Source organism: Pseudoalteromonas rubra (assembly GCF_005887115.1).
In the GTDB taxonomy this organism is placed as follows: domain Bacteria; phylum Pseudomonadota; class Gammaproteobacteria; order Enterobacterales; family Alteromonadaceae; genus Pseudoalteromonas; species Pseudoalteromonas rubra_F.
This window is the reverse complement of record NZ_PNCJ01000011.1, coordinates 35,643-60,524: the sequence shown is the minus strand read 5'-3', so window position 1 is coordinate 60,524 and position 24,882 is coordinate 35,643. Positions and strand designations below refer to the sequence as shown.

The 24,882-nt window shown below is 46.3% G+C and carries 26 protein-coding genes; 11 read left to right on the top strand and 15 right to left on the bottom strand.

Annotation, left to right across the window (positions count from 1 at the left end):
• From CWB98_RS07550 to CWB98_RS07540, 3 genes are all read right to left on the bottom strand, one after another.
• On the bottom strand, window positions 1-1,389 hold the full coding sequence (locus CWB98_RS07550) for an NAD(P)/FAD-dependent oxidoreductase (protein ID WP_138544305.1): 1,389 nt from the start codon (window positions 1,387-1,389) through the stop codon (window positions 1-3).
• Window positions 1,382-1,702 (bottom strand): 2Fe-2S iron-sulfur cluster-binding protein, encoded by a 321-nt coding sequence (locus CWB98_RS07545; protein WP_138544304.1) that lies wholly within the window; start codon window positions 1,700-1,702, stop codon window positions 1,382-1,384. The genes CWB98_RS07550 and CWB98_RS07545 overlap by 8 nt, the downstream gene beginning before the upstream one ends.
• Before the next feature lie 331 nt (window positions 1,703-2,033).
• Window positions 2,034-2,393, bottom strand: coding sequence for a winged helix-turn-helix transcriptional regulator (locus tag CWB98_RS07540; protein ID WP_138544303.1), 360 nt, complete (start codon window positions 2,391-2,393; stop codon window positions 2,034-2,036).
• A gap of 108 nt (window positions 2,394-2,501) precedes the next feature.
• Between CWB98_RS07540 and CWB98_RS07535 the strand changes: the two genes are divergently transcribed.
• The 4 genes from CWB98_RS07535 to CWB98_RS07520 are packed head-to-tail and all read left to right on the top strand — an operon-like array spanning window position 2,502 to window position 5,126.
• Window positions 2,502-3,083, top strand: a complete 582-nt coding sequence (locus tag CWB98_RS07535) for an NAD(P)H-dependent oxidoreductase (protein WP_138544302.1) — start codon at window positions 2,502-2,504, stop codon at window positions 3,081-3,083.
• A 9-nt stretch (window positions 3,084-3,092) separates the two neighbouring features.
• The gene (locus CWB98_RS07530; RefSeq protein WP_138544301.1) at window positions 3,093-3,641 is read left to right on the top strand and encodes a redoxin domain-containing protein; all 549 of its coding nucleotides are present in this window, start codon (window positions 3,093-3,095) and stop codon (window positions 3,639-3,641) included.
• 23 nt (window positions 3,642-3,664) lie between these two features.
• Window positions 3,665-4,222 carry a carboxymuconolactone decarboxylase family protein gene (locus CWB98_RS07525; RefSeq protein WP_138544300.1) on the top strand — a complete coding sequence of 186 codons (558 nt, stop codon included), beginning with the start codon at window positions 3,665-3,667 and terminating at the stop codon, window positions 4,220-4,222.
• A gap of 34 nt (window positions 4,223-4,256) precedes the next feature.
• The gene (locus CWB98_RS07520; RefSeq protein ID WP_138544299.1) at window positions 4,257-5,126 is read left to right on the top strand and encodes a phosphotransferase family protein; all 870 of its coding nucleotides are present in this window, start codon (window positions 4,257-4,259) and stop codon (window positions 5,124-5,126) included.
• A 26-nt stretch (window positions 5,127-5,152) separates the two neighbouring features.
• Here the strand turns inward: CWB98_RS07520 and CWB98_RS07515 are convergent, their stop codons facing one another.
• Window positions 5,153-5,677, bottom strand: coding sequence for a hypothetical protein (locus CWB98_RS07515; protein WP_138544298.1), 525 nt, complete (start codon window positions 5,675-5,677; stop codon window positions 5,153-5,155).
• Between the two features lie 523 nt (window positions 5,678-6,200).
• A complete protein-coding gene (locus tag CWB98_RS07510; protein ID WP_138544297.1) occupies window positions 6,201-6,710 on the bottom strand; it encodes a hypothetical protein in 510 nt (169 codons plus the stop codon).
• 567 nt (window positions 6,711-7,277) lie between these two features.
• Here CWB98_RS07510 and CWB98_RS07505 point away from each other — a divergent pair.
• Window positions 7,278-7,505: a hypothetical protein gene (locus tag CWB98_RS07505; RefSeq protein WP_138544296.1), complete on the top strand. Its 228-nt coding sequence runs from the start codon at window positions 7,278-7,280 to the stop codon at window positions 7,503-7,505.
• Between the two features lie 28 nt (window positions 7,506-7,533).
• Here the strand turns inward: CWB98_RS07505 and CWB98_RS07500 are convergent, their stop codons facing one another.
• The 5 genes from CWB98_RS07500 to CWB98_RS07480 form a co-directional block, all read right to left on the bottom strand.
• Window positions 7,534-7,938, bottom strand: coding sequence for a GFA family protein (locus tag CWB98_RS07500; protein WP_171045607.1), 405 nt, complete (start codon window positions 7,936-7,938; stop codon window positions 7,534-7,536).
• A gap of 151 nt (window positions 7,939-8,089) precedes the next feature.
• On the bottom strand, window positions 8,090-8,443 hold the full coding sequence (locus tag CWB98_RS07495; protein WP_138544295.1) for a DUF1428 domain-containing protein: 354 nt from the start codon (window positions 8,441-8,443) through the stop codon (window positions 8,090-8,092).
• Between the two features lie 677 nt (window positions 8,444-9,120).
• Entirely contained in the window at window positions 9,121-9,912 is a 792-nt protein-coding gene (locus tag CWB98_RS07490) for an alpha/beta hydrolase (RefSeq protein ID WP_138544294.1), read from the bottom strand.
• Between the two features lie 456 nt (window positions 9,913-10,368).
• Window positions 10,369-10,926, bottom strand: coding sequence for a hypothetical protein (locus tag CWB98_RS07485; RefSeq protein ID WP_138544293.1), 558 nt, complete (start codon window positions 10,924-10,926; stop codon window positions 10,369-10,371).
• Window positions 10,927-11,370: 444 nt separating this feature from the next.
• Window positions 11,371-12,306 (bottom strand): LysR family transcriptional regulator, encoded by a 936-nt coding sequence (locus CWB98_RS07480; protein ID WP_138544292.1) that lies wholly within the window; start codon window positions 12,304-12,306, stop codon window positions 11,371-11,373.
• 93 nt (window positions 12,307-12,399) lie between these two features.
• Between CWB98_RS07480 and CWB98_RS07475 the strand changes: the two genes are divergently transcribed.
• Window positions 12,400-13,332 (top strand): DMT family transporter, encoded by a 933-nt coding sequence (locus tag CWB98_RS07475; protein ID WP_138544291.1) that lies wholly within the window; start codon window positions 12,400-12,402, stop codon window positions 13,330-13,332.
• A 462-nt stretch (window positions 13,333-13,794) separates the two neighbouring features.
• Here the strand turns inward: CWB98_RS07475 and CWB98_RS07470 are convergent, their stop codons facing one another.
• The 4 genes from CWB98_RS07470 to CWB98_RS07455 form a co-directional block, all read right to left on the bottom strand.
• On the bottom strand, window positions 13,795-14,202 hold the full coding sequence (locus tag CWB98_RS07470; protein ID WP_138544290.1) for a HEAT repeat domain-containing protein: 408 nt from the start codon (window positions 14,200-14,202) through the stop codon (window positions 13,795-13,797).
• Window positions 14,203-14,832: 630 nt separating this feature from the next.
• On the bottom strand, window positions 14,833-15,996 hold the full coding sequence (locus CWB98_RS07465; RefSeq protein WP_138544289.1) for a serine hydrolase domain-containing protein: 1,164 nt from the start codon (window positions 15,994-15,996) through the stop codon (window positions 14,833-14,835).
• A 78-nt stretch (window positions 15,997-16,074) separates the two neighbouring features.
• The gene (locus tag CWB98_RS07460; protein WP_138544288.1) at window positions 16,075-16,413 is read right to left on the bottom strand and encodes a hypothetical protein; all 339 of its coding nucleotides are present in this window, start codon (window positions 16,411-16,413) and stop codon (window positions 16,075-16,077) included.
• Window positions 16,414-16,526: 113 nt separating this feature from the next.
• Entirely contained in the window at window positions 16,527-16,883 is a 357-nt protein-coding gene (locus CWB98_RS07455; protein ID WP_138544287.1) for a hypothetical protein, read from the bottom strand.
• Window positions 16,884-17,301: 418 nt separating this feature from the next.
• Here CWB98_RS07455 and CWB98_RS07450 point away from each other — a divergent pair, with 418 nt between their 5' ends.
• The 5 genes from CWB98_RS07450 to CWB98_RS07430 are packed head-to-tail and all read left to right on the top strand — an operon-like array spanning window position 17,302 to window position 24,371.
• The gene (locus CWB98_RS07450) at window positions 17,302-18,549 is read left to right on the top strand and encodes an HlyD family secretion protein (RefSeq protein ID WP_138544286.1); all 1,248 of its coding nucleotides are present in this window, start codon (window positions 17,302-17,304) and stop codon (window positions 18,547-18,549) included.
• A 10-nt stretch (window positions 18,550-18,559) separates the two neighbouring features.
• A complete protein-coding gene (locus CWB98_RS07445; RefSeq protein WP_138544285.1) occupies window positions 18,560-19,267 on the top strand; it encodes an ABC transporter ATP-binding protein in 708 nt (235 codons plus the stop codon).
• Entirely contained in the window at window positions 19,264-21,651 is a 2,388-nt protein-coding gene (locus CWB98_RS07440; protein WP_138544284.1) for an ABC transporter permease, read from the top strand. The genes CWB98_RS07445 and CWB98_RS07440 overlap by 4 nt, the downstream gene beginning before the upstream one ends.
• A 27-nt stretch (window positions 21,652-21,678) precedes the next feature.
• Window positions 21,679-23,079 (top strand): sigma-54-dependent transcriptional regulator, encoded by a 1,401-nt coding sequence (locus CWB98_RS07435; RefSeq protein ID WP_249364637.1) that lies wholly within the window; start codon window positions 21,679-21,681, stop codon window positions 23,077-23,079.
• A gap of 2 nt (window positions 23,080-23,081) precedes the next feature.
• Window positions 23,082-24,371, top strand: coding sequence for a sensor histidine kinase (locus CWB98_RS07430; protein WP_138544283.1), 1,290 nt, complete (start codon window positions 23,082-23,084; stop codon window positions 24,369-24,371).
• Between the two features lie 8 nt (window positions 24,372-24,379).
• On the opposite strand, the gene CWB98_RS07425 is transcribed toward CWB98_RS07430, so the two are convergent.
• Window positions 24,380-24,871, bottom strand: a complete 492-nt coding sequence (locus CWB98_RS07425) for a lipocalin family protein (protein WP_432765879.1) — start codon at window positions 24,869-24,871, stop codon at window positions 24,380-24,382.
• Between the last annotated feature and the right edge of the window lie 11 nt (window positions 24,872-24,882).

Below are 24,882 nucleotides of genomic sequence, written 5' to 3'. Positions count from 1 at the left end.
TCATTCCATTAAAGTAAAGGGGATAGGATCAAGAGGAAAACGGGGTTTGATCACACCGATGTTTTCCGTCAAACCTGCCTCGTGCAGGTAATCCAGCGCATATGAGCTGCAGGTTTTCCCCTGACAATCCCCCATGCCGATCCGGGTGCGCATCTTCAGGCTGGTGATGTCTTTCACACCCTGCGCAATGGCTTCGTCCAGTTGCTCACGGCGAACCTGCTCACAACGACACACCACAGTTTCAGGTGCTGCCAGCGACAATAAACCGGGCTGCCTGTCTGAAAAGCGATCAAAGCCAAAGCGGAACTTTTTGATCCGGGCAAGCTTATTCGTTACTCTAGTTGTACGACTAAGCATTTGAGATTCGGTAATTTTTCCGCATTGCCAGGCAAGACGTAGCGCTGCCAGCTGCCCCTCACAAATGGCCGCATCGGCACCCAGCAGACCATTACTGTCGCCCACCACAAATGCGGCATGATTTTGGCTCTGATGCCATTCATCAAGCACCGGTACATAGCCACTAACCTTACTGTAGTGATGCTCAAGACCCAGCAACATGGCTAGCTGGGTACGAGCGACAAACCCATAGCCAACCCCGATTGCATCCACTTCTACCTTAACTGCCAGGTCACGTTGAGGACGCCACTGACTGTCATAAGGCGCAACCTGGATGCTCTTAAGTTGCTCATCACCCTGAGCGCTGACGATACCCCAGCCATATTTGAAAGGAATTTTGTGTTTTTTTAGGTAACTCATCATGCTCATGCCTGAGAGCGTTAGCTTAGGCTTGTTAAGCAGCGCCACCGCTTCTTTTGCCAGTTTGGCAAACGGGCTGGCTTCATAGACACCCACTACATCAACACCCGCTTTGTGCAGCTGACAGGCAACCAGAGGTAATAAAGGCCCGGTACCCACCAGTGCCATGCGCTGCCCCGGCCTGACCAGACCACTTTTTAGTTGTAGCTGGACACCGCCAAGCAGCATAACACCCGGTAATTGCCAGCCGGGAAACGGTACACTGCGCTCGTGGCAGCCCGTTGCCAGGATCAGGTGCCCATAAGGCTGACGGCTCAAACCTGAGTTATCGCTCAGCAATAGCTGATTGCTGCCTTCCGGACCCAGTACCCGTGTTTGCGTTTTAACTTCAATGGAATCACTGTGGGCCTGATAACGTGTTTGCAAGGCGGTCATGGCGCGCTTCAGGTTGTCATCGAGGTGTGGCAATGAGTCTGTCTGACGCAATGGTCCGCGATAGATTACCCCACCCAGTTTAGGCGCTTCGTCGATGATCACTGACTTTAATCCATGTCGTGCCAACTCTGCTGCCGCTGCCGTGCCAGCCGGGCCGCCTCCCACGATCACAACCTGGTCATGTGTCTGACTATTCATGTTTGATCCCCTCTTCCTTGAAACGATTCGTCAGGGTTTCAACCGACATGCGTGGCTCTACTAATGTCTGGCAGGCCCGCTGCTTGTGCTTTGCATTGATTTTTACCTGACAACAATGACATACACCCATGCCACAATAGGCACCTGAGGCCACATTGCGGTCATTTTCCATCACTCTGGCATAGTTTGCCGCGAGTAACACAGACAACACGGTCTCACCTTCACAGGCTTCAACAGGTTGATCATCGACGGTAATTTTGAAATTGCGCGAAGGCAGAGGTGTAATGTCTCTGGTACGCTTAAGTGATTTCATAGCTTGTCTCTCTCGTGTAGTGATACATCATCAACCGCAAAACCAGTACGATTGATAAACAGGACAGGCGGAGAGCCACTGACGCTGAGGGTAACTTAAAATGATAATTAAAAGTTAACTGCTTAAAAGTGTGTAACCGTTTTCCCGGTTCCTTTCGCTCGTCTATGCCCTATTTTAGGCACATTTAGCTCATCTCCTGTGAACGAGAGAAGATTAACTCGGAATAAACAATTATTCCATATTTATTTACATTGAATAAACAAAACTTGATCTGGATCTGGGCATGCCGGTTTTTAAAGCACATGCCGTTGTGTTTTCCCGTACTTTAGCACTAGCTCACCTGGTGAGACTCAGACCAGACGCGCAGTTGCTCCAGAATATGCAATGCCGAGCGACCAAACTCAGTCAGTTCATAGGTCACTGCGACGGGTCGTTCATTCACAACGGTACGCAACACCATGCCCTGAGCTTCCAGCTCCTTCAGGCGTTGATCGATCATTTTTTTGCTGGCTCCTCCAAGCATTCTGGCCAGATCGTTAAACCGCACCGGCTCATCTTTGAGATGATAGATAATGGATCCCGTCCATTTTCCTCCGATCAGGCGCATGCCCTTCTCAATAGCACAAGGTTCCTCGCATGCATTTAGAACTTTTTTTCTTCCCTTACTATCTGTTTTAACGACACTTTCCACAATCTGCACTCCAAAATAAGGGTGGTTACTAAAAGTAAACTAATTGAATAATGATTACAGGTTACTATTATAAACCAGGTTAGTAATTAAGCCTATCGGAGAATTAACATGAACAAAGCCCTGATCATTAACGCCCATCAGTATTACCCGTTTTCTGAAGGAAAACTCAACGCAACCCTGGTGGATAAAATGGTGTCTCATCTCAATGCCAAAGGATTTGAGACTCGGGTTGTGACTATGGATGCGCCGCTGAATATTGAACAACAACTTGAGCTGCACCGCTGGGCAGATGTGGTACTGCTTCAGTCCCCCATCAACTGGATGGGCCTGCCCTGGTCGTTTAAAAAGTACATGGACGAGGTATACACCGCAGGCATGGGTGGTGCTTTGTGTAATGGCGATGGCCGCTCGGCAGACAATCCCAAAGCCAATTATGGCCGTGGCGGCACACTCACTAACACACGTTATATGCTGTCTGTGACCTTTAATGCCCCGGCTGAATCGTTTAATGACGAGCACGCGTTTTTTGAAGGCAAAAGTGTAGATGACTTGCTATTTCCGGCCCATATGAACTTTAAGTTCTTTGGCATGCAGTCTATACCTACGTTTAGCTGTTTTGATGTGATGAAAAACGCAGACATTGAGCGCGACCTTGCTCGCTTTGAGACCCATTTAAATACCTACTTTTAAGGAACACCTATGAGCCAAGCGTACCAGTACACTCAAAAACTTCACCCCGGTAGCCCGTTTCCGGCTATTCAGGTCACTCTAGCCGACGGCAGTACCCGCCCTCTGGCACAGGCCAATGATGACGACCGCTGGCAGCTGGTGCTGGTTTACCGTGGCCGCCATTGTCCTTTGTGTACTCGCTATCTCAATGAACTTGAGCAATTCAAAGACAAGCTCGCCGACATCAAAGTAGACATTGTCGCTGTCTCGGGAGATAGCCTGACGCAATTACAAAGCCACAGTGAACAACTGAACGTATCTTTTGCACTCGGCTATGGCCTGAGCCTTGAGCAAATGAAAACACTGGGCTTGTTTATTTCTGATCCGCGCTCCGCACAGGAAACCGATCATTCGTTTGCGGAACCCGGATTGTTTGTCATCAATGAAGCCGGCAATATCCAGGTGGCGGATATCTCTAACAACCCATTTGTTCGACCTGATCTGACCTCGCTGGTCAACGGACTGACCTGGATCCGAGACCCGGATAACCACTACCCTATTCGCGGCATGCACCGCTAAGCCGAATTGCGCAGGAGAAAACCATGTTTACCTATTATGAGCCCGATACGGCACCAGAAGAATCAAAGCCGCTGATGGAACAGTCATTGGCCAGCTTTGGCATGCTGCCTAATCTGCACAAAGTACTGGCTGAGTCGGCAGTTACCTATAAAGCGTATAACGACACCTTTAGCGCCTTTATGCAGGATAGCAGCCTGTCGGCGGTTGAACAGCAGGTGGTTTTTATGACCGCCAACTACGAAAATAACTGCCACTACTGTGTACCCGGCCATACCTGGATGATGAAATCTGCCTGTATGCCCGAGGCGCTGATCACCGCACTGCGCGAAGGCACATCGCTGCCCGATAGCAAACTTCAAGCGCTGCAGGACTTTGTAAAAGCCTTGCTGGCTAAACAGGGCCACATTGGCGATGACGCATTGAATGCGTTTCTGGCTGCCGGATACAACAGGCAGCAAGCATTGGAAGTATTGACCGGTCTGGCCGCAAAGCTTATCTCCAATTTTACCAATGCCCTGGCCAAAACCGAGTTGGATCCGCCTATGCAACCCTACCAGTGGACGCACCCGGATCTACGTTAATCAACAGCGCTAGTTTGCAAAATAAACCAACAGTGTGAATGCATTGCCAGAGCTGCGCGACAAGCGTACACAGCACAGGCCGCTGAGCGGCGGCCTGACACATAACAACACTCTGTTTAACAGAAGTGACGGAAGCCTTTGGGTATGTAAACGCTCACTAGGCCGCAATCATTCAGGGCTGGAAACGGAGGCCTTCGTATACACCTTGCTGACACCTACCCGCTTTGCGCAGCCGGTTGAACTCCACCAAAGTGAAAATGGCCATCAGATGTTATTGCGCCCTTATCTTGAAGGAGCAAGCATGACTGACTGGGCAGCATTAGATATCGAACAGGTGATCTGCCTGCTTAAACAAGTCCACCAGATAACTCATGCGCGTCACGGCAAAGTCAGTGCACCAACCGGCCTTACCCTGAACCCGGCAAAACACCTCACCGCTGTCTGGCGATACTTTCGCAACCGCACCACTGAACGTACCAAACTCACCGAGCTTTACCACAGCCTCTATTCGGTACTGCTGGCACATCAGCCCAATTTTGACAGGCTAAGCACCTTTGTGCTGAATCACGGCGACTTTCACCCCGGCAATCTCATTGTTACGCCTGCTCAGCAGCTCATCCCCATTGACTGGGAGCGCGCCCACTTTGGCGACCCCGCATTCGATCTGGCCCTGCTCAACTGGCACGGCCACGGCCCCATCGCCGACCCAGCATTACAAACCCACGCTATCGCGCTTTACAGCGACAATCCGGCAGAAAAAATACAACTGGAACAACGCGTAATCTGCTGGAGCTTACTGCGCCTGTTTAATGATTATTTGTATCTGACGCACAACAAATTGACAGTGGATAAGCTGACGCGGTTTGAAGAAGAGCTCAGCCTATACTTAGCGGTGCTAAACTGACCGTTTTTTATTATTACAGCTTCTTTTTAGTGTACGTCTTTAGATTCCAAAAAACGCTTTTCATACCTATACTTGACTGCTTCCATTCCCTTGGATATCAACTCACCATTTTGAAAGTTAAATATGAATACGTCTTGGTCATATCCTATTTGAACGCCATTTTCATGACGATAACTTTTCTCTCCTACCATAAGAGTGATCTTGCCTGTAAACCAATCTGCATGTATTGGGTATTCTTGAGTACCGAAAAAGTCTCCTGAACTCACTGGGTTAAATTTTCTCTCGCAAGGATTTTTTTGCATAGAGTTGAGCATGAGTTTTCCATCGAGAAGTTGCCAACGCGCTTTGTAACCCCGCCAACTTGCAGTACAGAAATCGGGCTCCAATATTAATCTAATGGTTGCATTATCAAATTTTTGGCTTAGGGGTCTTTCAGTTATAGGATAAGTTTTTCCTTTAAAGCCAATCGTAAATATGTCATCAATTTGCTCGGTTGCAAAGGAATGAAAGCTGAGTGTGACCAGGATAGAAAAAAGAAATAGTCTAATCATCTATAAATTTCCCTTAGACCGTAGGTGTTTGCTGGGCCCTACTTACACAATAAACCCAGTTCGCATTTTTTTGACACACAAACAGGCATAATAACTCTTACCACTCTATCATTTACTTTATAAAGCATTCCACCTGTAATTTTTTTAAAAAATTTATCTACCTGGACCGTAACTGTCACAGTATTTCCCGATATCGAAAGTAAGTATTCGAATGATTCAGGCTTCACTTCAAACTTACTTGAACAACCCTGATTCTCAACACACTTAAACTCGGCAATAGACCTTCCCTCAGAATCCTTATAGACCTCTAAGATCATCTCTTGAGAAGTTTCATCTGCATAACATAAGAAAGACAAAAACAAAGTACAAATTTGGATTAATATGCGCATTTCTTTACACTTCCCTAGGCCTTACGCCTCAAAATTCAAAGCAAAAATCAAAGGACATCCATTCAAAAACTTGTCCGCCATACTTCATGGGTTTCTTTGGTCTAATTTCAACACTAATTATTCTCAATAGTGAATTACCGCTTAAACGGAAGCAAGTCTAGCGCAAGAGAAATAAAAGAAAAAATTTGCTCAGATGACAGGTAGTTATATGGAGGCCTATTTTTCTCCGGAGCACCTGCGGGAAGAAAGCTAAAATGAGATTCAACTTCCTTTCGGTTTTTAATCTCCTTTGACCCCTTACACCCTTTAAATATGAGGTGTTCGCCTGATAGTACAAAATTATGAAACAACGGCTCTCTACCTTTAGGACTACCTTTAAACTTCAAAATTGCATATATTTCATTCCTACCAAAAACGATTTGATTTATATTCCCATGATACCCGACTGGCTTCCCGATGCTTTTATCTGAAAAATACAAAGTGGCATTAGTACTAATTGGATCAAAACTATATGCTTCACACGAGTTCCCAATACTCAAATGAACGAAATAGAAAAGATACTCCCCATTTACTATTTTATATTTTAGATCTAGTAACTTTTCTTTATTTACTGAATACTCATTGCTATCTATCCAAGCATTCAAAATTTCGCTAGACAGATAAGTAACAGTTTGCCTACTTGTACCCCAAATCTGGCTTGAACGATGCGACCACTTATTCCACTTTTTTTCTACTTCATCCGCAATCGCTGTAAGAGGCTTTACAGAAAATAAAAAAAATCCATATTAATAATAATTTATATAAGTATCTCATTCTAATACCTAATTAAGCTTGATAGTAAACACCTGCATCTGAGAGATTTAGAGATTTAGAGATTTAGAGATTTATATTTAAAATCAATATGATGGACGAGAAAATTGTCTACTCCAATTTATTTCGCCAAAAAATAACTAGATCGTAACTCCACGCGTGATACCGCAGTCCTACACTACAAACTCAGAAAAACGTCCTCTACTTTTAACTACCCCATCGGCATCACATCGGTTTGGTGCTGGGTGTCGACCAAAAAACAGCCTTAAAGGGACGACCAAAACGAGCGGGACACAACTAAATATTGAACAGACAACCCTCATGCTCAAGGGTATCCATCAGATCACGGCGACACGCAACGGTATAGTAAGTCACCCCACCAGCCTCTCTCTGAGCCCGCTATGCAGCTAAAAGCCATCTGGCGATATTTCAGCAACCGCACTACTGAACGCCACAAAATGACGAGTATCTATGGCAAGCTCTGCACTATGTTGCATGACCGCCAGATCCCCGTTAATACCCCCAGCACTTTTACACTTAACCATGCAGACTTCCGACCTGGCAACCTGATTGTTAAACTGGCGCGCTTTGACGAGATCACATCAATGCTTCTGAATGTGGCCAGCTGAAGATACATTGCCAGTACTACATGTTGGATTACGTTCGTGCGTTTTTAAAGGTTGGAATATCAGCCTGTAGCGAGCACCAATTCGCTTTGCTGCTGGTAAAAATCTGTGCATCCACCTTTACTGGAATATCTGTGTCGAATGTGGATATGGCGACTTCTATGCCTTCTGGTGGCACGCCCTTACTTCGAAAACCAAGACTAGAGCCACAGGTATAGCAAAAAGTACGCGTGGTGCCATTGGGAGCCGTGTACTCTTTTAAGTATTCTTTTCCCGATAACCAGTTTAAATCTGTCACAGACACCAAGGTACCAAAAGCAGCGCCGTGAAATTTACGACACATAGTACAGTGACAATTCGCCACTCTGGTACTGAAACCGGACACATTGAAGGTAACCTTTCCGCACAAACACGAACCACGATATTCATTTCTCATCCGTTTCAGTTTCCCGGCTACAAACCACCAAATTCAATTCAGACAATACCACAAAACTCAAGATTACACTGCGAAACCACTAGTTAGCTTCGTTAGTGGAGGGGTTTCACAATGTAAGTACTTTGCATGAGCTGTTTGCCTGGCCTGGTAACTATGCAGTAAGTATCGTATTAAACCCGCCGTAAATTAGGCGCTTGCCATCAAATGGCATCGGGTTATTTTCCGCAGACATTCTTGGGTCTTCCATAATGGCACGCCAACCTGCGTCACGTTCCTCTTTAGTCGGCCAGACTACCCAAGAAAAGACCACAACTTCATTATCCTTCGCCTTAACCGCCAGAGGCAGAGAAGTCACTTCTCCTTGCGGTACATCGTCACCCCAATTTTCTACAACTTCTAACGCACCATGCTCTTTAAATACGACCGCTGATACTGTTGCGTGCTCAATATATTTTTCTCTATTGTCATTCGGTACTGCTGCGACAAAACAATCTACATATGACATGTTTCTCTCCTTTACCCTGGTCTTTCACATACCCTGAACCTAAATCCAGATCTGGTATCGCGTTAAATCGCGTGCACTGCTACATCCAACCTTCTAATCATAGCAGGCCAGGATGAATGACAGAGCAAAACAATACACCATGCTGTTGACTGGAATGTTTAACTCACGCCCCGATAAAAATAAAATCAAATACTCATTGTTGAAACCCACGTTGCGTTACCGGTTGAATTCTATCGAAGTGAATATGAGCCGCAGACGTTATTACCCCCTTATATTGATGGGACAAATGTGACTGACTGGGCAGTATTAAATATCAGCCCCAGCTTAAACAAGTCCATCAGATAACTCACGCGCGCCAGGGCAAAGTCAGTGACCGACTGAACAGGCACAATTGAAAAAACGCGTAATCTGCAGGCGTTTACTGTGCTTGTATAGTGATTATTTGTATCTGACACACAACAAATTGGTAGCGGAGAAGCTGGAGCGGTTTGAACAAGGTGTTTCACAGGATCTGAATGCATAAAATCACAATTTGTAGCAGGCTGCAGCTAAGCATAAATTCAGCCCTGGTAGCATCTTGTCATTTACTTTTCATAAAAGAAACAAAGGATATCTATTCTAAGACGTGTCTGCCACACTTCGGCAGATTCAATTTGCAACGCTACCAGGCTGTTGCCCTATTCATATTTTCTAGCAATATTTAACAGCAGCGGCAGTGCAGGCTCTACCATGTTATGCCCATAGCCATCGAGTTCATAAATTTGAGTCGCTGTGTGACCGTTTACTTTCATCATACGTTCAAAGTACGCATTTTCTTCGTAGCGACCAAGCAGTTCTAGCTCCCTGTCACCGGTTATCAATGTGATGGGCGGTGCATCTTTACGTACGTGGTAGAGCGGCGCGAACGCATCTATGATGGGTTGTTCGCCTTTGATGCCGCGCTCATCGCGCACTGTAAAGTGAGTAATAGTATGGCCGCTAAACGGAACAAGCGCCGCAAGTCTGCTTGCATTTATATTATGCTTTGCCAGCCACTGGGTATCCATACCCACCATCAGTGCGAGATAGCCACCTGCGGAATAACCGGACAAGATGACTTTACTCGGATCGCCGCCGTAATTTTTAATATTTTTGAATACCCAGGCCACAGCTCTTGCAGCATCTTCGATGTAGCTTGGCGCTTTAATTCTTGGGTAAAGACGATAATTCGGTGAAACAACACACACACCTTGATTTAACAATCTTTTAGGCAGCGCTTTTTCGCCAGATCTTAAGCCCCCACCATGGAACCAGATAATAACGGGCTGGTTTTGTGTGCCTTTTGGACAATGAATATCAAGTACACCACGTTCGACTAAGTATGCATCGGTTTCATTTTGATTAACGTAAGGAATATTGAACCATTCTTTTGAATATACAGCACTACTCGCCACTAGAGTCGTAAGTAACAGGAAAAGATGTGTTTTCATTATTCTTCCAGGAAGTTAAAAGATTTAGTTATCCATAGAGCGCTTTGGCATATATGCTTGAACTCTACGCTTCATCGCTTGAGATTAACACCGATAGAATGTGACTCAATCCCTGCCTGAATAACGTATTTATGCTCACAAACAGACCTATTTTTTCAATTTGACAAGTTGCTGTGTTTTCCTAGCTCCCAGCTCGTAAGCGCCCAAATAGGGGCCATTTAGTAACTCAACTTGTGTGAAATCATAGACAAATTTGGCGCCTTTTTACCATCAATTATTACAGTGTAATAAACTGAACAAAATCTAATTTCAATTTCACCGCTCAACTCATATTGCATATTCAACTTTATTTACAATACCACAACATGTGGCGTATTAGACTTTGCTAAAATTAGCGAAAAATGAGCACCGGCCATGCTTTAGACGTCCGCTCATAATTACCTCATTACACATTACTTAACTATCAAAAGAAAAACTTATTTGAATTGAAAATAAGATCAATGCCTGTATCGGTGATATAAACTTAGGTTTATAAACTAATTTATGTATTGAGCTTCCATCCCGGCCAAGGATAGGGTCAAAAATGCTATCCCAACCTCTTGTTGCAGTTAAGGCAACTTTTCTTTCATTTCCGAAATGTATGGAGCGTTTATACTTATAATTAGAAAACAATTTCTTCATGTAATTTCTTTTAGAATAAAAAGAACCACAACTTAATAGTTCTATTTCATTATCAATTCGTTTTACCTTTCTCCCTTCAGAGTAAAGAAAGAAATCACTAGAGTAATTGCGTGGTATTGAAACCACATTTTTTATCTCTACGCCCTCTTCATTGTACAAATAAACACCACTTCTAATTGCAATAGCAATTAAACAGCTTCCTTTTAAAATACAGAGAGAGCCAGCGTACAGTTCAATAACTTTATATGGAAGCTGTTTACTAGATAAAATCGGTACGCATCCATATTTGTCGACAACTCCAACGCTTTTCCCTTTTAGACTAAAAAACTCCATAGAACTACTCTGGCATATAGCGCTTTAGTATTCATGCGTACGAATTACGCATAATCGCTTGTTGAACTGGGCCGCTACCTGCACGCCATATCTGGCTGTTGTGGTTTATGCTATGGGAATTCGCTTTTGATGAGTCACTTCTGCTGTGAACCGTGTGTGATTTAAACCGCTACAACCTGACTCACTCCCTGCCTGAACAACGTTATTTATGCATACAATTAGACCCATTTTTTCCCTATTTAGCAAGGTGTTGTGTTTAGGCAATGACCAGCCCAGAGGTGGCTAGAATGAAAATGGATACTGTAAGTCTTGCATTTTCACGGGATCAGCTGCCCCGTATTTGTTTGGCTCCCGGCTCGCAAGCGTTCGAGATAAAATTAGAGGAAGCGGGCCTGATGAGGTGCATCTAACTCCGCGACCAGGAGCTCGTCAAAGAACGCCTTCTCAATCAGGAATAACCAAATTTGCACCGCGCAGGTTTGGATTAACTGAGCCGTAGTGCTCAAGCATGTAATCAATAAATAAACGCAATCTGTGCGGCATATTATCGCGGTCGTGGTAGAGCATAGTCAGCTGTCTTGGCTGACCTGTCCAGTGGTTGGCCAATTGGATCATCTGGCCCCAAGCTATCTGGTACTGTGCAATAAAGCGGGGAATAAAGCCAATACCCAGTCCGTCAGTGACGGCTTGTGAAACCAGATTCAGGTCGTCGGCTTCCAGGCGGACCATTGCGCCGGGTGTGTAGCTAAACTGCTCGCCGCTCTGTTGGTTGTGTAATTTCCAGGTTCGCACCGGGTTACTTAGGATCACAGGTAAATCCAGCAACTGTTCGGGATGCACTATATCACCGCTGAGTGGCATGTTCGGACTGGCACAAATGATGGATTCTATGGACCCCAGTGGCCGGGCTATCCAATTCAGTGGGAAATGCTCGCTGGCACGAAATGCAATGTCGATGTGCTCCCCCTCAATATCGATATTTCGGTTTGACAGCGATAACTCGATCTTAATTGCTGGATACGCGTGTAAAAAAGCGCTAAAGATATGGGCAAGCTGGTGCTGAGCGAGGTTGTTTGGAGCTGAGATACGAATGCAACCTTGTGCTTCGTGTCTTTGCGCCGATAAAGCATCGCTGATGTCTTGGAGCTCACCCAGCAAAGGCCCGCAGCGTTGAGCGTATTGTGCCCCGCTGCCTGTCAGTGTTACGCGGTGAGCATCGCGGTTAAGCAGCCTCAATCCTAGGGTGTTTTCCAGCTGTTTGATCCGCCGACTCAGAGTTGAAACTGGCATGTTCAGGCTCTGCGCCGCCTGACTAAAGCTGCCGTGTTGTGTCACAACCCAGAACAACCGCATATCGTCCAGTGAATAGCTAGCTTTCATTATTGGAATTTAAAGTCTCAAAAAACGGCATTCTTTACCTTGAATGGAAAATATAAACTAGTGATTCAATAAGTCAATGAGAAGTAAGGACATATGAATACACCCATTCGGACCACAGTGATGATGCTGATCTGCGTATTTTGTTGGGGCAGTGTTTTCCCCGTTGCCAAGGACATTCTGGTACACATGTCCGGGCTTTCGCTATCAATCTGGCGCTTCACAATCGCAATCATCAGCCTGTTTATTTTTATGCGTCTAACCCGAATGCGCATGGTGTCTCTGTCGTTAAACAGGTATATCGTACTCGGCATAATAGGTATGATGGGCGTGGGCGGCCTGAATCTGGCGCTGTTTTCTGGACTATCACACACCTCGGCAACAAATGGCGCCTTGATTATGGCACTCAGCCCTATTGTAACAACCGTCATGGCCGCGCTGCTAAACAGAACAATGATAGCACGGGTTCAGCTTTTGCAACTGGCGATCGCTTTTAGTGGTGTATTGCTGGTTGTGGTAAACGGTGATCTGATGAGCCTTTTGAGCCTGCAGCTTAACAAGGGAGATCTCACCATCATGCTGGGCATGCTTGCCTGGTCGGGTTATACCGTGTGTGGGTCAAAAGTATCAGGCTGGCTGCCACCGCTGGAGTTTTCTTTGCTTACCATGGCTGCGGGTCTGATTGGGCTGTCTGTGGTAAGCATGTTTCAGGCCGAAGTGCATCCCGTGCAGGAGCTAATAGTGCTATCCTGGCCGCTACTGATAAGTATGCTGTACATAGGCGTGTTCGGTACTGTGGTTGGCTACTTGTGTTGGAACAATGGTGTAAAGACATTGGGCTCGGCCAATGCTTCATTATATTTTAACTTGGTGCCGGTATTCGCGGCTCTGGTTTCTGTGCTGATGGGACAGAACGTAACCATTATTCAACTTGCTGGTATGCTACTGGTACTGGCAGGCCTGACACTGCCATTAATAACAGAGCAGATAAAAAGAAATCGCGCTGTAACTTTATCCTCCAATGGCTGAAAGAACGGGTAATACGCAAGTGAGTGAGACACTTGCGTATTACCCCAAATTTAAGGGTTAATGATTATTTACCTGGCATTCACATAGTGAGGGAGTGACGGGCAGCTAATAGAGCCATTTTTTTATCAATTCAATGATTCCTATCTTTGGAGCTACATTGACCACACAGTTTATAATACGCAAACCAGCCCAACACAATCAGAATGAAAATAATTAACAACCAGGTGATAGCTGTTGCTTCTATTTGAAACTGAAAAGGTGAAGCAAAACCATTGAATTCCCTTTGTGCAAATGAGCAAGAGCCCGACCCGAACCGATTCTGAGTGAGAGTCCCTCCGCACAAGGTCACAGTTAGCGAGCTTACAATAGTTAATGTAAATATTATGACCATACACACCATGGCTTTAGCTTTGCTTTTGATATCCACCCCCCTACATAATGCAAATTTAACTTATGCTCTAATCACTTGTGGCTACCATTGTGAATTCTCTCCGATGCTTTATCAGAAATTTCACACCATGTATCGTTAAGGAGCAAGGTGAGCACCTTCAGTGTGGCTTTTTTATGACGCACGATAGACATGCGGACAGCTTCATCTGTATCAACTGCTAGCTTAAGCATAAGCGGCTCTTTGAGCTTATTTTTGCTCGCGACCATGCTACGTACCCGATTTTCAGAATGATCGGCAAGCAATTCAAGTATCTCGTAGGGTATTGTTTTATTTTGTGCCACCCAAACGGCCATATCTGGATAGTTTTCAATAACTTTAATCCACACTTCGAGCGAGGCCTCGTCATGTGCCGCACGAGTATATTCTGCTTGTTTCTCACTCATTCTAAGCCTGACAAACTCTTCCGCACTTTCAATCATGATTGCCCTCTAACGCCAAGTTCTGACTAATTCTCAGGTATTTAGCATCAAAGTGATGGATACCTGCCCCATTCTTTGCTGTTTCCTATCCAGTGCGTAGTGAATGTGTTGTACTAACATGTCTCCCCAAGTTTACTTCTAATTTAGAGTAATGTACTGCACCACACAACCGAACAGGTCGTCACCAATCTGTAAGACCGCTATTGGTCAGTTTATAGTTTGGGCTGTAAGTAAAGTAGTGTACAAAAGATCAGCCCCGGGGGGTCCTGATGGTATGATCACGTAAAAACCTGATTAAGTGTTACGGTTTAGAATTTCTTCATCTTCGGTTGCTCCAATAAGTCTTTTTCCTGATGACTCAACATAGAGCCTTTCAATATAAACATCGGAGTAATTGTCTGGAGTACAAACACCAGCAACACTATGTGTGATTCCAAGATTTTACACGATATGGTCAGAACAGCCTGCTGCACATTGATACTAAGATCCCTAATTCACCGCCGAGCGCTTCACCAGTTCTTTTATTTTGTAACTCTGAAGCCATTCACAAGTATCCTCTGGATTACCCCAAATAGTCATGGCTAACTTTGGATATCTCAGGATTGTTTGCTTTTACAGGTTTTAGCTTTTTTATAGTTCATTGTGCCAATTTGTTTCAAATAACGATTCCAACATTGGAGCCAATGGAGCCCAAGTGTTTCCAGTTACCCCAATAGTTAACTTTCTAGATGGAAAATAATATACAGCTGAAACATAGCCATTCAATGCTCCTCCTCGGGAGTACACGGTCTCGCCATTGATTTTAAAAACTTCAATGCCTAAACCAATATTTTGCTTTTTCTCATTAATGACTTCAGAACCATCCTTAAACCTGCACACGCTTTGCAGCATCGCACTTGAATCGCGGCTCAATATTTCACCTGAGACCAAGCTTTTGAACATGCGCAAATACGAAACCAAATCTCCTGCTAGTGCCCCCGCGCCTCCAACAACACGATATTCGACAGGTGATTCATACAAATTGGCTTTAAATCCATTTTTTTCGAACGAGGGAGCTAAGATTGGAGAATAAAAAGAGTCGCCCAGATAGTACAGATTTGCTTCTGGCATATTCGCAAAGATGTACTCTCTAAAGAAATCGCCCAGGCTTTGATGACTAACATGTTCAACAACCAGACCCAAAAGAAAGTATGCCGTATTATTATACCTATAACGCTCTCCCGCCATGGGTTCATGAGAATCTAAATTAAGCTTATCGATAAACTCTTTTTGAGATTTCGCTTTTTGCCATACATAATCTTCAAATCTTCCTACCCCAAAAACATCTGATAAATCAGAACTATGGCATAACATTTCCTGAAGAGTAATTTTTTCACTATGCTGTAATTTAAAAGGTAAGTGTTTTTCAAGTGGATCAGATAAGTTCAGTAAACCTCTTTCTTGAAGCAAGAGAATAGCTGACGCAGTCAGCGTTTTGGTATTTGAGCCAAGTGAGATGACTTTTTTGGCAGAGAATTTTTCTTTGCGATTCTGATCCGCATAGCCATAGGCACGGTCAAATACTACATCACCATCTTTAATTGCCGCAATTGAGAGGCCAACGTAGTCATGTTTCAACATGTAAGAGCTGACTATCTGCTCAAACTCATCTTTGTTAGATGGCTCCGTCTTTTCTGAGCAGCTTGCTAATAAGAATAATAAAGGAACTATAAAGTAACGCACGGTCTCTTCACTTAATAAATCGCTGCCGCCTGAAGGATACCCTAATATTAATAACCAAAATATGGGGAACACTCTGCACTGTTTTATCTAATATGATTCACCGCAAGCCAATCCGATAACAGTGACCGACTCAAAACCACCGTGTTAGATTTATAACAAATCAACACGATGAACCTGGCAACCTTCTGTGCCATGATTAATGTACAGTCGAACATTACCACCAGTTGCCTTTGCACTTAACAAAACACTGATCATTGTCTCAAAGGTATCGGGCGTAGACGACTTTTGTATATATGCAGTGTCATTGTTTGTAGGCAGAGCGCACATTTTCGTTTCACCAACAATACTAATCGTTAAATTTTTAGCTGAGCTTTTGGGGCTGTGCACTTCTATGCTCCCCACTTTCCCTGTAACTTGGCTGTCCCAGGCATAGACTAGGTGTGAGCCCAGAGAAAAGGCGCTAATTAAAATACTTGTCAGAGTTTTCATATTCTACCTCAGTGTTACGGCTCATCTAAACGGAATAGCCTCATTAGTTAAATCGCGAAGCATTAGCTGACAAGGCTGTATCCGTTTTGAACTATATTGCTATATTTTGATACTTATGAGCCTGGAGGACCGCTGTGAGTACCGCCAATAACCATTTCACCCACTTTACAGGTGTCGTCTGTCAAATACAGAGATACCTTTTTACCAGACATGTAAGCAGCCAGTAGGTTAGCTTGCATGGCGTTTAACGCTGGGTGATTAGGATAAACTGATGCGTATTTAGGTCCATATCCGCTTTGAGAAGTACATCCACTTAACTCAGGGGAAAGGCGGACATTTATACCACCATTAACAACACTGACAATCTTTATTACCTCTGATGCAACTGTCCACCCTGAACTACCTGCATGTGAAGAAATGGTCATTGTCAAAAGGACAAATGAGACAATGCCGTTTAAATATTTTTTCATCTAAAACTCCACTATTGAACTGAAAGATCATGCTTTTTTCTTCATACAGCAGTAGCATGCATATTCGTTTGTTGAACTTGGTCGCCTGCACACAGTATCCGACTAGTGTAGTTGGTGCCAAGGGGATTTGCTTTTGATGAGTGACTTTGTTTTTGGCTATTTGTGCCTTAAACCGATGAACGTGACTCATTCCCTGACCGAACAACGTAGCGTTCCTGTTATTAGACCAATTTTGCGTTGTGTTGAAGCAATTCCTGGTCCAGACTTCTTCTCCCATTTCCAAAAATCGTAATTTCAATTCCACAAATGACTACGCTGAACCCATACTAAAAAACACACAAACCAATATAATACAACAACTTAAAAATTGGCATATCACTTGTAATGACTCTATCCAAATGCCCACAGAGGAATTGGTATGGACATACAGGTCGAACAGAAAAACAACATAAAAGTAAACTGGTTATGGTTGGGTGGTATTGCTTTAGCCATTACGCTTGTTGGCTGGTTAATAACGCAACCTACAGCACGAGCGTCTTTACCTGCAGAGAGTGCCTGGATTGGCAAAGTCAGGCAAGGCAATTTGACCATTTCAGTGGCGGGGTTTGGTCAACTCAAGTCGCGTACGCCACGTCTGATCAGCGCCGCCAGTGAGGCCACTGTTGAGGAAATTATGCTGCGTCCAGGTGCTGAGGTCACGCCCAGCAGCGTGATTATGAAGCTCAAAGATGCCAACCTTGCTCAATCGCTTAAAGATGCAAAACGAGCACTGCAACAAGCCAAAGATCAGTATTTGCAATCCGATATTAATCAGCAGCGGGAAATGCTGTCGCACCAGGCGAGTCTGGAGATTTTAAAATCTGAGCTGGAAAGTGCTGAACTCGAGGTCTCAGCCCAGGCAGGGTTGGTCGAAGATGGTGCCGTATCTAAGCTGGATTATCAGCGCACCATACTGGAGCATCGCCAGCTGAAGCGGCGCATTGATATTGAACAGCGCCGTATCGCTCAGCTCAAAACCTTACATCAGGCCAATTTGCAACTGGCCAATTCCGATATAGAAGCCGCCGAAGAGGCACATCAGCTAATTCAGCACCGAGTGGACCAACTTACCGTGCGTGCGGGGATCACCGGCGTAGTACAACAACTCCATGTGGAACTGGGGCAAAGTGTGCCGCTGGGGGCGCAACTGGCACTGGTTGGCAGCACTAAAGATTTATATGCTCAGCTGCAAATCCCACAGGCCTATGCTGAACAAATAAAGCTTGAGCAGTCGGTACAAGTGAATACCCGCGCTGATCTTATTGCCGGCACTGTTTCACGGATCAACCCTATGGTGCAAAACGGCAATATTGAAGTCGAAGTGGCCCTGCCTGCCATGCTGCCTGACAGCGCCCGACCCGAGCTAAACATTGAAGGTACTATACAAATCAGCACCCTTGAGGATGCACTTTATATCGACAAACCTGTTGGTGCCAGAGCTTTCAGCACCGGCACTTTGTACCGTATCGAACCCAATACCCAACAAGCACACGCCATTGAGGTACACTATGGCGCCCAGACCGCACAGTATATTCAGTTGCTATCCGGCGCACAGTCAGAGCAGCGCTTTATTCTGTCGGATATGGCATCCTACCAGGATGAGCCGGTCGTGTACCTGAGTAAATAAGGAAACAACAATGAACAACCAATGCGTTATTGAACTCACAGATATCACCAAACACTTCCTGCTCAGTGGCTTAGAAACACAAGCCTTACGGGGCGTTAACCTGCGTATCAACGAGGGTGAGTATGTCTCTATCTCAGGCCCATCAGGATGTGGTAAATCGACACTGCTCAATATTTTGGGTCTGCTGGACACGCCAACTGGCGGCCGCTATCAGATTGCCGGCAACGATGTCAGCCAGCTCAGTGTCAACCAGCGTGCGACTTTAAGAAACAAGCACATTGGTTTTGTCTTTCAGTCATTTAATCTGATTGATGAGCTGAATGTGTTCGACAACCTGGCACTGCCCGTTAAGTACAGTGAACACCCTGTAAGCGGCTCACAACTTAAAGAACGCGTTATGCAATGCCTGGAACTGGTGCAAATGACCCACCGGGTGGATCATCAACCCAATCAACTCTCCGGTGGTCAGCAGCAGCGCATTGCCATTGCCCGTGCGCTGGTTAACAAGCCCGACATTCTGCTTATTGATGAGCCCACCGGAAACCTGGACTCCAAAAATGGTGATGCCGTTATGCAGATGCTGCACGATTTAAATGCACAAGGCACCACCATGTGTATGGTAACGCACGACCCCAGATATGCTGATATGGCTGGTCGTAAGCTGTTTCTGCTTGATGGGGTGATGGTCGACGAGGTGAATCTGGAGATGGCGGGATGATCAAAGAAGAACTTAAACTGGCCGCCTCCAACCTGAAAAAGTTGCCCGGCTTCAGTCTTACAGTGATCCTCACACTTGCGCTCACGCTTGCAGCGCTGTGTGTGGTGATCAATATCAATCACAGATTACTAACCAAACCTCTGCCCTACCCCAACGCTGACACTTTATGGGTCACCGACCAAAGTGAAACCATTAATGGCGAAACCCAGTATGGCTTTCAGATGTTACCCACCCAGTTTCTGATCCATCAGGATCAGCAGTTTATTGACGAAATGGCGATGCTACACCTGACATCACCGCGTTTGATGGATGTAGACCAACGCCCCACAGTTGATATTCTCCGTGTCTCTCCGGAGTTCTTCTCTTTGCTGGGCGTCCCTATGCATTTGGGTCGCACGCTGAACAGTAACGAGAGCGTAAGCGATGAGCAAAAGGTACTCGTACTGAGCTACCAGGCCTGGCAGAACAACTTTAACGCCGATCCTGAGGTTATCGGGTCCTTCACCCAACTCAACCGGGTTGCCTACGAAATCGTCGGGGTGACTGCCGCTGACTTTGAAGTACCTGAAATTTTCGGAAGCTTTCCCATCAGCGGATTTAGCAGTTTTCCTGAGCCGCTAAGTACCACCAGTCACTGGAACAGCATCAGCAGTCAGTTTAATGGAATTGCTCGTTTTAAGCCGGGCGTAAACCCTGAACAGGCGAACCATTCGCTTGGCGAACAAATCGATGCCTTATATCAGTCTCGTGACAATGTGGCACCCGACACTGCCATTGGTGCCCGCTTTACACCGCTACGCAGCAGGATCATCGCAGAAAGAGACACTTTGGCTCTAAGCTTGTTATTTTCAGCCGCGGTGCTAGTGTTGATCGCCCTGACCAATGTGACTAACCTGTTTTTGTCTCGTGGTGCCCAGAAACAAAGAACGATGGCCATTCAGGTAGCGCTGGGTGCCAAGCCACGACATATTTTTATCAGTATGTTTTGTGAAAGTATCTTGTTGATTGGCGTCGCAACGGTTTTGGGGTTGCTAGCCGCAGAGTGGCTCAACGTACTACTGGCCGACGACCTGAGTTACCTGTTTACTCGCATGCAATCCTTAACGCTTGATGCGCCAACCGTGATTATTGCAGTCTTGCTGGCACTGATCCTAGCCCTGGTAATAGCGGCCATCACCAGTCGCCAGGTTAACTACCAGGCCCTGACCAACGCCCTGCACGCCAGCGGTAAAGGCACCGGTGCACAGATCTCAGCCCGCACTCGCCATATTCTGGTCGCACTACAGGTGATGTTCGCCAGTCTGTTGTTATTTTTGGCTGCCAATAAGCTATTGCCTGCTTATCAGGAAATGACACATCCAACCGGGTTTAACACCGAGCACCTTTATTACGCCCGTGTCGACGGCAGCGCTACCGAAATTGAGCCATTTGAATTATCCAGACAGGTTAAAAACACCCTCAGTGCACAGTCCAATATTCAAACGGTTGCGGCCAGCGCCACCTCACCACTGGCCATGGGCTGGAAAAACTATCTATACGACGAAAAGGTTGCGCTGATCGGGATCATGAGTCTGGCATTTTTCGATCAGGATGCCTTCACCGCCCTGTCATTGCCAATCACGCAAGGCCGTAGCTTCACGCCTATCGCAGCATCCGGTGAAGACAATAATGAGATTGTACTCTCCGACTCTCTGGCCAGGCGTCTGTATGGCGACACCAACCCTCTGGGTCAGACGCTGTATATCGACCAGGAAACGCCCAGACAGGTGGTTGGTATTGTTGGTGACGTGTATGTGCCTACAGGCCCTTTAGGGTACGAGCTGGAACGCTACTATGTACCTCTGACCGAAGGCAGCAATGCGTTTATTATTAAAGCCAGTGGAGCGCTGTCGCACTCGCAACTGGGCAACGTCTTAAAGGACATCCATCCGACCTTAAACTTCTCGGATTTCAGGAAAGTGGATGATATGCTCAGTCAGCGACTCAGACAAACCTGGCTGCAGGCCATGCTTACGGTCGCGTTGCTCGTCCTGACACTCAGTCTGGCTGGTGCAGGCATTTATGGTGTACTCACTTACGGTGTCCAGATGCGTCGCTACGAGCTGGGCATTCACCTGTCTTTGGGTGCGCATACACATAAGCTGATTGCTATGATTGTAAAACAAAGTTTCGTGCCCATATTCACCGGCCTGGCTATGAGCCTGTTGTTTGCCGGTCTTGGCTATCTGCTGTGGTCGCGTATTGGCGATGGGCCTGTCGAAGTCAATTTACTGGCTGTGGTGAGTAGTATTCCGGTTATGCTATTGGTTGCGCTAATTGCAAGCTATCTGCCGGTGCAAAAGGTGATCCGCCAGGACCCTATCAAGGCACTGAGAAATGAATAACCATTCTAATAAAAAGTAAATGAGGAAATGCAGGCGCCGAACGGCGCCTGCCTGTTAACCATGCAAGGCACCTTACTTATCGTTGATGACAAGGCTGATATTCGCCTGAGTCTTCATATACTGCTGAAAAACAGCGGTTTTACCACCATTCAATGTGACACCCTGAGTGCTGCGGCACAGGCTCTGGCACAGCACTCAATCGATCTGGTGCTGCTCGATATGAATTATGAGCTGGATACCACCTCGGGTCAGGAAGGTCTCAACTTCCTCTCAAAACATGCTGCGCAGATACCTTCCAGCCCGGCGTTTATTGCCATGACCGCCTGGTCCAGTGTTAATCTGGCCGTCGAAGCCATGCAACGAGGTGCAGTAGATTTTTTTGCCAAGCCGTGGGACAACCACGCAGTGCTGATGATGATCAAAAAGCATCTGGGGTTACGACACATAGCCCATGCCAGACAAGCTGTCACTACGGTCATGCAAAAAGCGCCCGCCGACAACCCTCTGCTATGGATCAGCCCGCAAATGCAGGCACTTAAAAAACAGCTGGACCGGGTCGCCCCGACCGGCGCCAATATCCTGTTGCGAGGCGAAAACGGCACGGGCAAATCCCAGGTTGCACAATACCTCCACCAGCAAAGCCTGCAAACAGGTAAACTCGTCAGCGTTAACATGGCGGCAATCCCGGATACTTTGTTTGAAAGCGAGCTGTTTGGTCATGTCAAAGGCGCATTCACCGATGCCAGGCAGGACCGGGAAGGCCGCTTCAGTCAGGCAAGCCGCGGCACCTTATTTTTAGATGAAATCGCGACGCTAAGCGAATCTCAGCAGGCTAAATTGTTACGGGTGCTGGAAAATGGCGAATACGAACCGGTCGGCTCCGACACAACCTGTCACGCAGATTGCCGACTTATCAGCGCAACGAATGCAGATCTCGATACTCTGCAAGCGCAAGGGGCATTTCGTCAGGATCTGTATTTCAGGCTCAATACCATCGAGCTGACACTGCCACCTCTGAGACAACGCAGTGACGAAGTTATTCCGCTCGCCGAGCACTTTATATCGATTCACGCGCAGCGCTATGAACTGCCCGAACCGCCTTTATCAGAGTGTGCCCGTAAAGTACTGCAGGCCTATCACTGGCCGGGCAATGTGCGAGAATTAAGCCACATTACGGAGCGGGCGGTACTGATGTGTGACGAAGCCGAGATCACTGCCAGTCAGCTGAACATCAAACCAGCCAGCAGCGAGCTGAACAGCCCGGTAAAGGAACTGGTCACGCTGGAGCAGGCCGAGCAGAAACTGATCAAAATGGCACTCGCTCAGTGTCAGGACAACGTCGAAGAGGCGTCGGCATTACTGGGGATCAGCAAAAGTGCGCTGTACCGCCGCATGGACAAATTTAGCATCAAAACCCGGCAGTCTTAACCGTGATTAAATTAAATTACGAACACCTTGTCTCTGTATTTTGCCTGATAGTCTGGTTGCTGTTTGCCTTGCTCAGCACCGCACTGCTGCTCAGCCTTGGCAGTGGTTGGTTGGGCGTATTTACTAATTGTGTTGTGGTACTTTGTCCGGCAGCGCTGCTGCTACACAACTTTAAAACCCGTGTTGTTCAGCCCTTTTACCATCTGACGAACACGGTCGAAGCCATTCGTCTTGAAGATTATGGGCAACGGTTTTACACGCACGATCGAAGCGGTATTCTGGCTCAGCTGCAAACAGAAACCAGCCAGCTGTGTGAGCACTTGCAGGCATATAAATCGGCACGGGATCATCAGGCCATCTTATTGTTTAGGCTAATTGAACAGCTGCCTAGTCCCATTGTGGTGTTTGACGAAAGCAACGCACTGGTGCATGCCAACGAAGCCTTTTCTAACTGGACTGGCAAACCCTGGCAGACGCAACGACTAACCAGAGCACATCATTTTAGTCTGGCGCAGTCTAATGGTCAGTGGCAATTCAGCCACCCATCACTTGCTCAGCAGTGGCAGATCCGTCAAAGCCAGATCCCCATCAATGACAGTCATGCGCATTTATTGATCCTGACCGACGTACAATCGGTGGTGAGTCAGGCACAGCGTGACGCCTGGCAAAAGATGATCCGTATTCTGAGCCATGAGATCCACAACTCGCTCTCCCCCATCAAGTCGTTGGCACAGACATTACAAACCCTTAAGCCTGGTAAGGACACTCAGGCCGATTTCGAGCAGGCCCTGGCAGTGATTGTACAGCGCAGCGATGGGCTGATGTCGTTCGTTAATCGCTATGCCAGTGTTGCAAAACAGCACCAGCTGCACCCAAAAGAAATTACCATAAACGCCCTGCTGACCCCAATGCAGACTTTATATGAATCACAGGTTTGCTGTTCAATAGAACAGCACTATACGCTGCAGGTAGACGTCAGCCTGATGGAACAGGTGCTGGTCAATTTGATTACCAATGCACTGGAGGCGAGTACACAAGCAGCTGAAATCAAGATTAATGCCAGCAAAACAGCACAGTACGCCTTTATTGATATTCTGGATGAGGGTCAGGGCATTAATAACCCCGACAACCTATTTGTGCCTTTTTATACCACAAAAGCGAATGGTAAAGGCATTGGGCTGGTGCTGTGTAAAAACATCATTGAGCAACACAATGGTCGCCTGACACTGGTTAATCGCACTGACAAATCCGGTGCCAGAGCCCGTATTCAGCTGCCACTCGCCCTGGGCTGAGCAAGATTCTACTGCTCGACAAAAATCAGTGAGTTGGTATCAAAACCACGCTCTGCGGCCATGCGAACGAACTTGTCGATAATGGCCTGGTCTACTTCCGGAGTTCTTGAGAGCAGCCACAAATAGTCGGTATCTGGACCAGACACAAATGCATACTGGTAGTTTTGATGGTCCAGCTCAAACACCACATAGGCACCATAAAACGGACCAAAAAATGAGACTTTCAGATACGCCTCGTCGTTCTGGTTGACAAAAAACGCTTTGCCCTCAGCTTCGCGCCACGTATTTTCTTCGACGTTAAAACCACGATTAATCACTTTTACGCCACCATCTTCGCGCATACTGTATTGCGCCGTCACGCGAGTAAGTCCACGTTCGAAGGAATGATCCAACCTGGCAATTTCATACCACTTACCAAGGTAACGGTTCAGCTCAAAATTATTAACGGGCTGCACGCCCTGTGGCATACCCAGACAACTGCTGAGGATAAGCGCCATCATGATGATTAACA

Bases quoted from the DNA above. Each gene is read 5' to 3' on its own strand.
- CWB98_RS07505 (WP_138544296.1), top strand. From the start codon at position 7,278: ATGCAGCTAAAAGCCATCTGGCGATATTTCAGCAACCGCACTACTGAA.
- CWB98_RS07535 (WP_138544302.1), top strand. From the start codon at position 2,502: ATGAACAAAGCCCTGATCATTAACGCCCATCAGTATTACCCGTTTTCT.
- CWB98_RS07450 (WP_138544286.1), top strand. From the start codon at position 17,302: ATGGACATACAGGTCGAACAGAAAAACAACATAAAAGTAAACTGGTTA.
- CWB98_RS07425 (WP_432765879.1), bottom strand. From the start codon at position 24,871: ATGATGGCGCTTATCCTCAGCAGTTGTCTGGGTATGCCACAGGGCGTG.
- CWB98_RS07515 (WP_138544298.1), bottom strand. From the start codon at position 5,677: ATGATTAGACTATTTCTTTTTTCTATCCTGGTCACACTCAGCTTTCAT.
- CWB98_RS07435 (WP_249364637.1), top strand. From the start codon at position 21,679: ATGCAGGCGCCGAACGGCGCCTGCCTGTTAACCATGCAAGGCACCTTA.
- CWB98_RS07495 (WP_138544295.1), bottom strand. From the start codon at position 8,443: ATGTCATATGTAGATTGTTTTGTCGCAGCAGTACCGAATGACAATAGA.
- CWB98_RS07455 (WP_138544287.1), bottom strand. From the start codon at position 16,883: ATGAAAAAATATTTAAACGGCATTGTCTCATTTGTCCTTTTGACAATG.
- CWB98_RS07460 (WP_138544288.1), bottom strand. From the start codon at position 16,413: ATGAAAACTCTGACAAGTATTTTAATTAGCGCCTTTTCTCTGGGCTCA.
- CWB98_RS07440 (WP_138544284.1), top strand. From the start codon at position 19,264: ATGATCAAAGAAGAACTTAAACTGGCCGCCTCCAACCTGAAAAAGTTG.
- CWB98_RS07475 (WP_138544291.1), top strand. From the start codon at position 12,400: ATGAATACACCCATTCGGACCACAGTGATGATGCTGATCTGCGTATTT.
- CWB98_RS07545 (WP_138544304.1), bottom strand. From the start codon at position 1,702: ATGAAATCACTTAAGCGTACCAGAGACATTACACCTCTGCCTTCGCGC.
- CWB98_RS07470 (WP_138544290.1), bottom strand. From the start codon at position 14,202: ATGATTGAAAGTGCGGAAGAGTTTGTCAGGCTTAGAATGAGTGAGAAA.
- CWB98_RS07480 (WP_138544292.1), bottom strand. From the start codon at position 12,306: ATGAAAGCTAGCTATTCACTGGACGATATGCGGTTGTTCTGGGTTGTG.
- CWB98_RS07490 (WP_138544294.1), bottom strand. From the start codon at position 9,912: ATGAAAACACATCTTTTCCTGTTACTTACGACTCTAGTGGCGAGTAGT.
- CWB98_RS07550 (WP_138544305.1), bottom strand. From the start codon at position 1,389: ATGAATAGTCAGACACATGACCAGGTTGTGATCGTGGGAGGCGGCCCG.
- CWB98_RS07530 (WP_138544301.1), top strand. From the start codon at position 3,093: ATGAGCCAAGCGTACCAGTACACTCAAAAACTTCACCCCGGTAGCCCG.
- CWB98_RS07525 (WP_138544300.1), top strand. From the start codon at position 3,665: ATGTTTACCTATTATGAGCCCGATACGGCACCAGAAGAATCAAAGCCG.
- CWB98_RS07485 (WP_138544293.1), bottom strand. From the start codon at position 10,926: ATGGAGTTTTTTAGTCTAAAAGGGAAAAGCGTTGGAGTTGTCGACAAA.
- CWB98_RS07500 (WP_171045607.1), bottom strand. From the start codon at position 7,938: ATGAGAAATGAATATCGTGGTTCGTGTTTGTGCGGAAAGGTTACCTTC.
- CWB98_RS07445 (WP_138544285.1), top strand. From the start codon at position 18,560: ATGAACAACCAATGCGTTATTGAACTCACAGATATCACCAAACACTTC.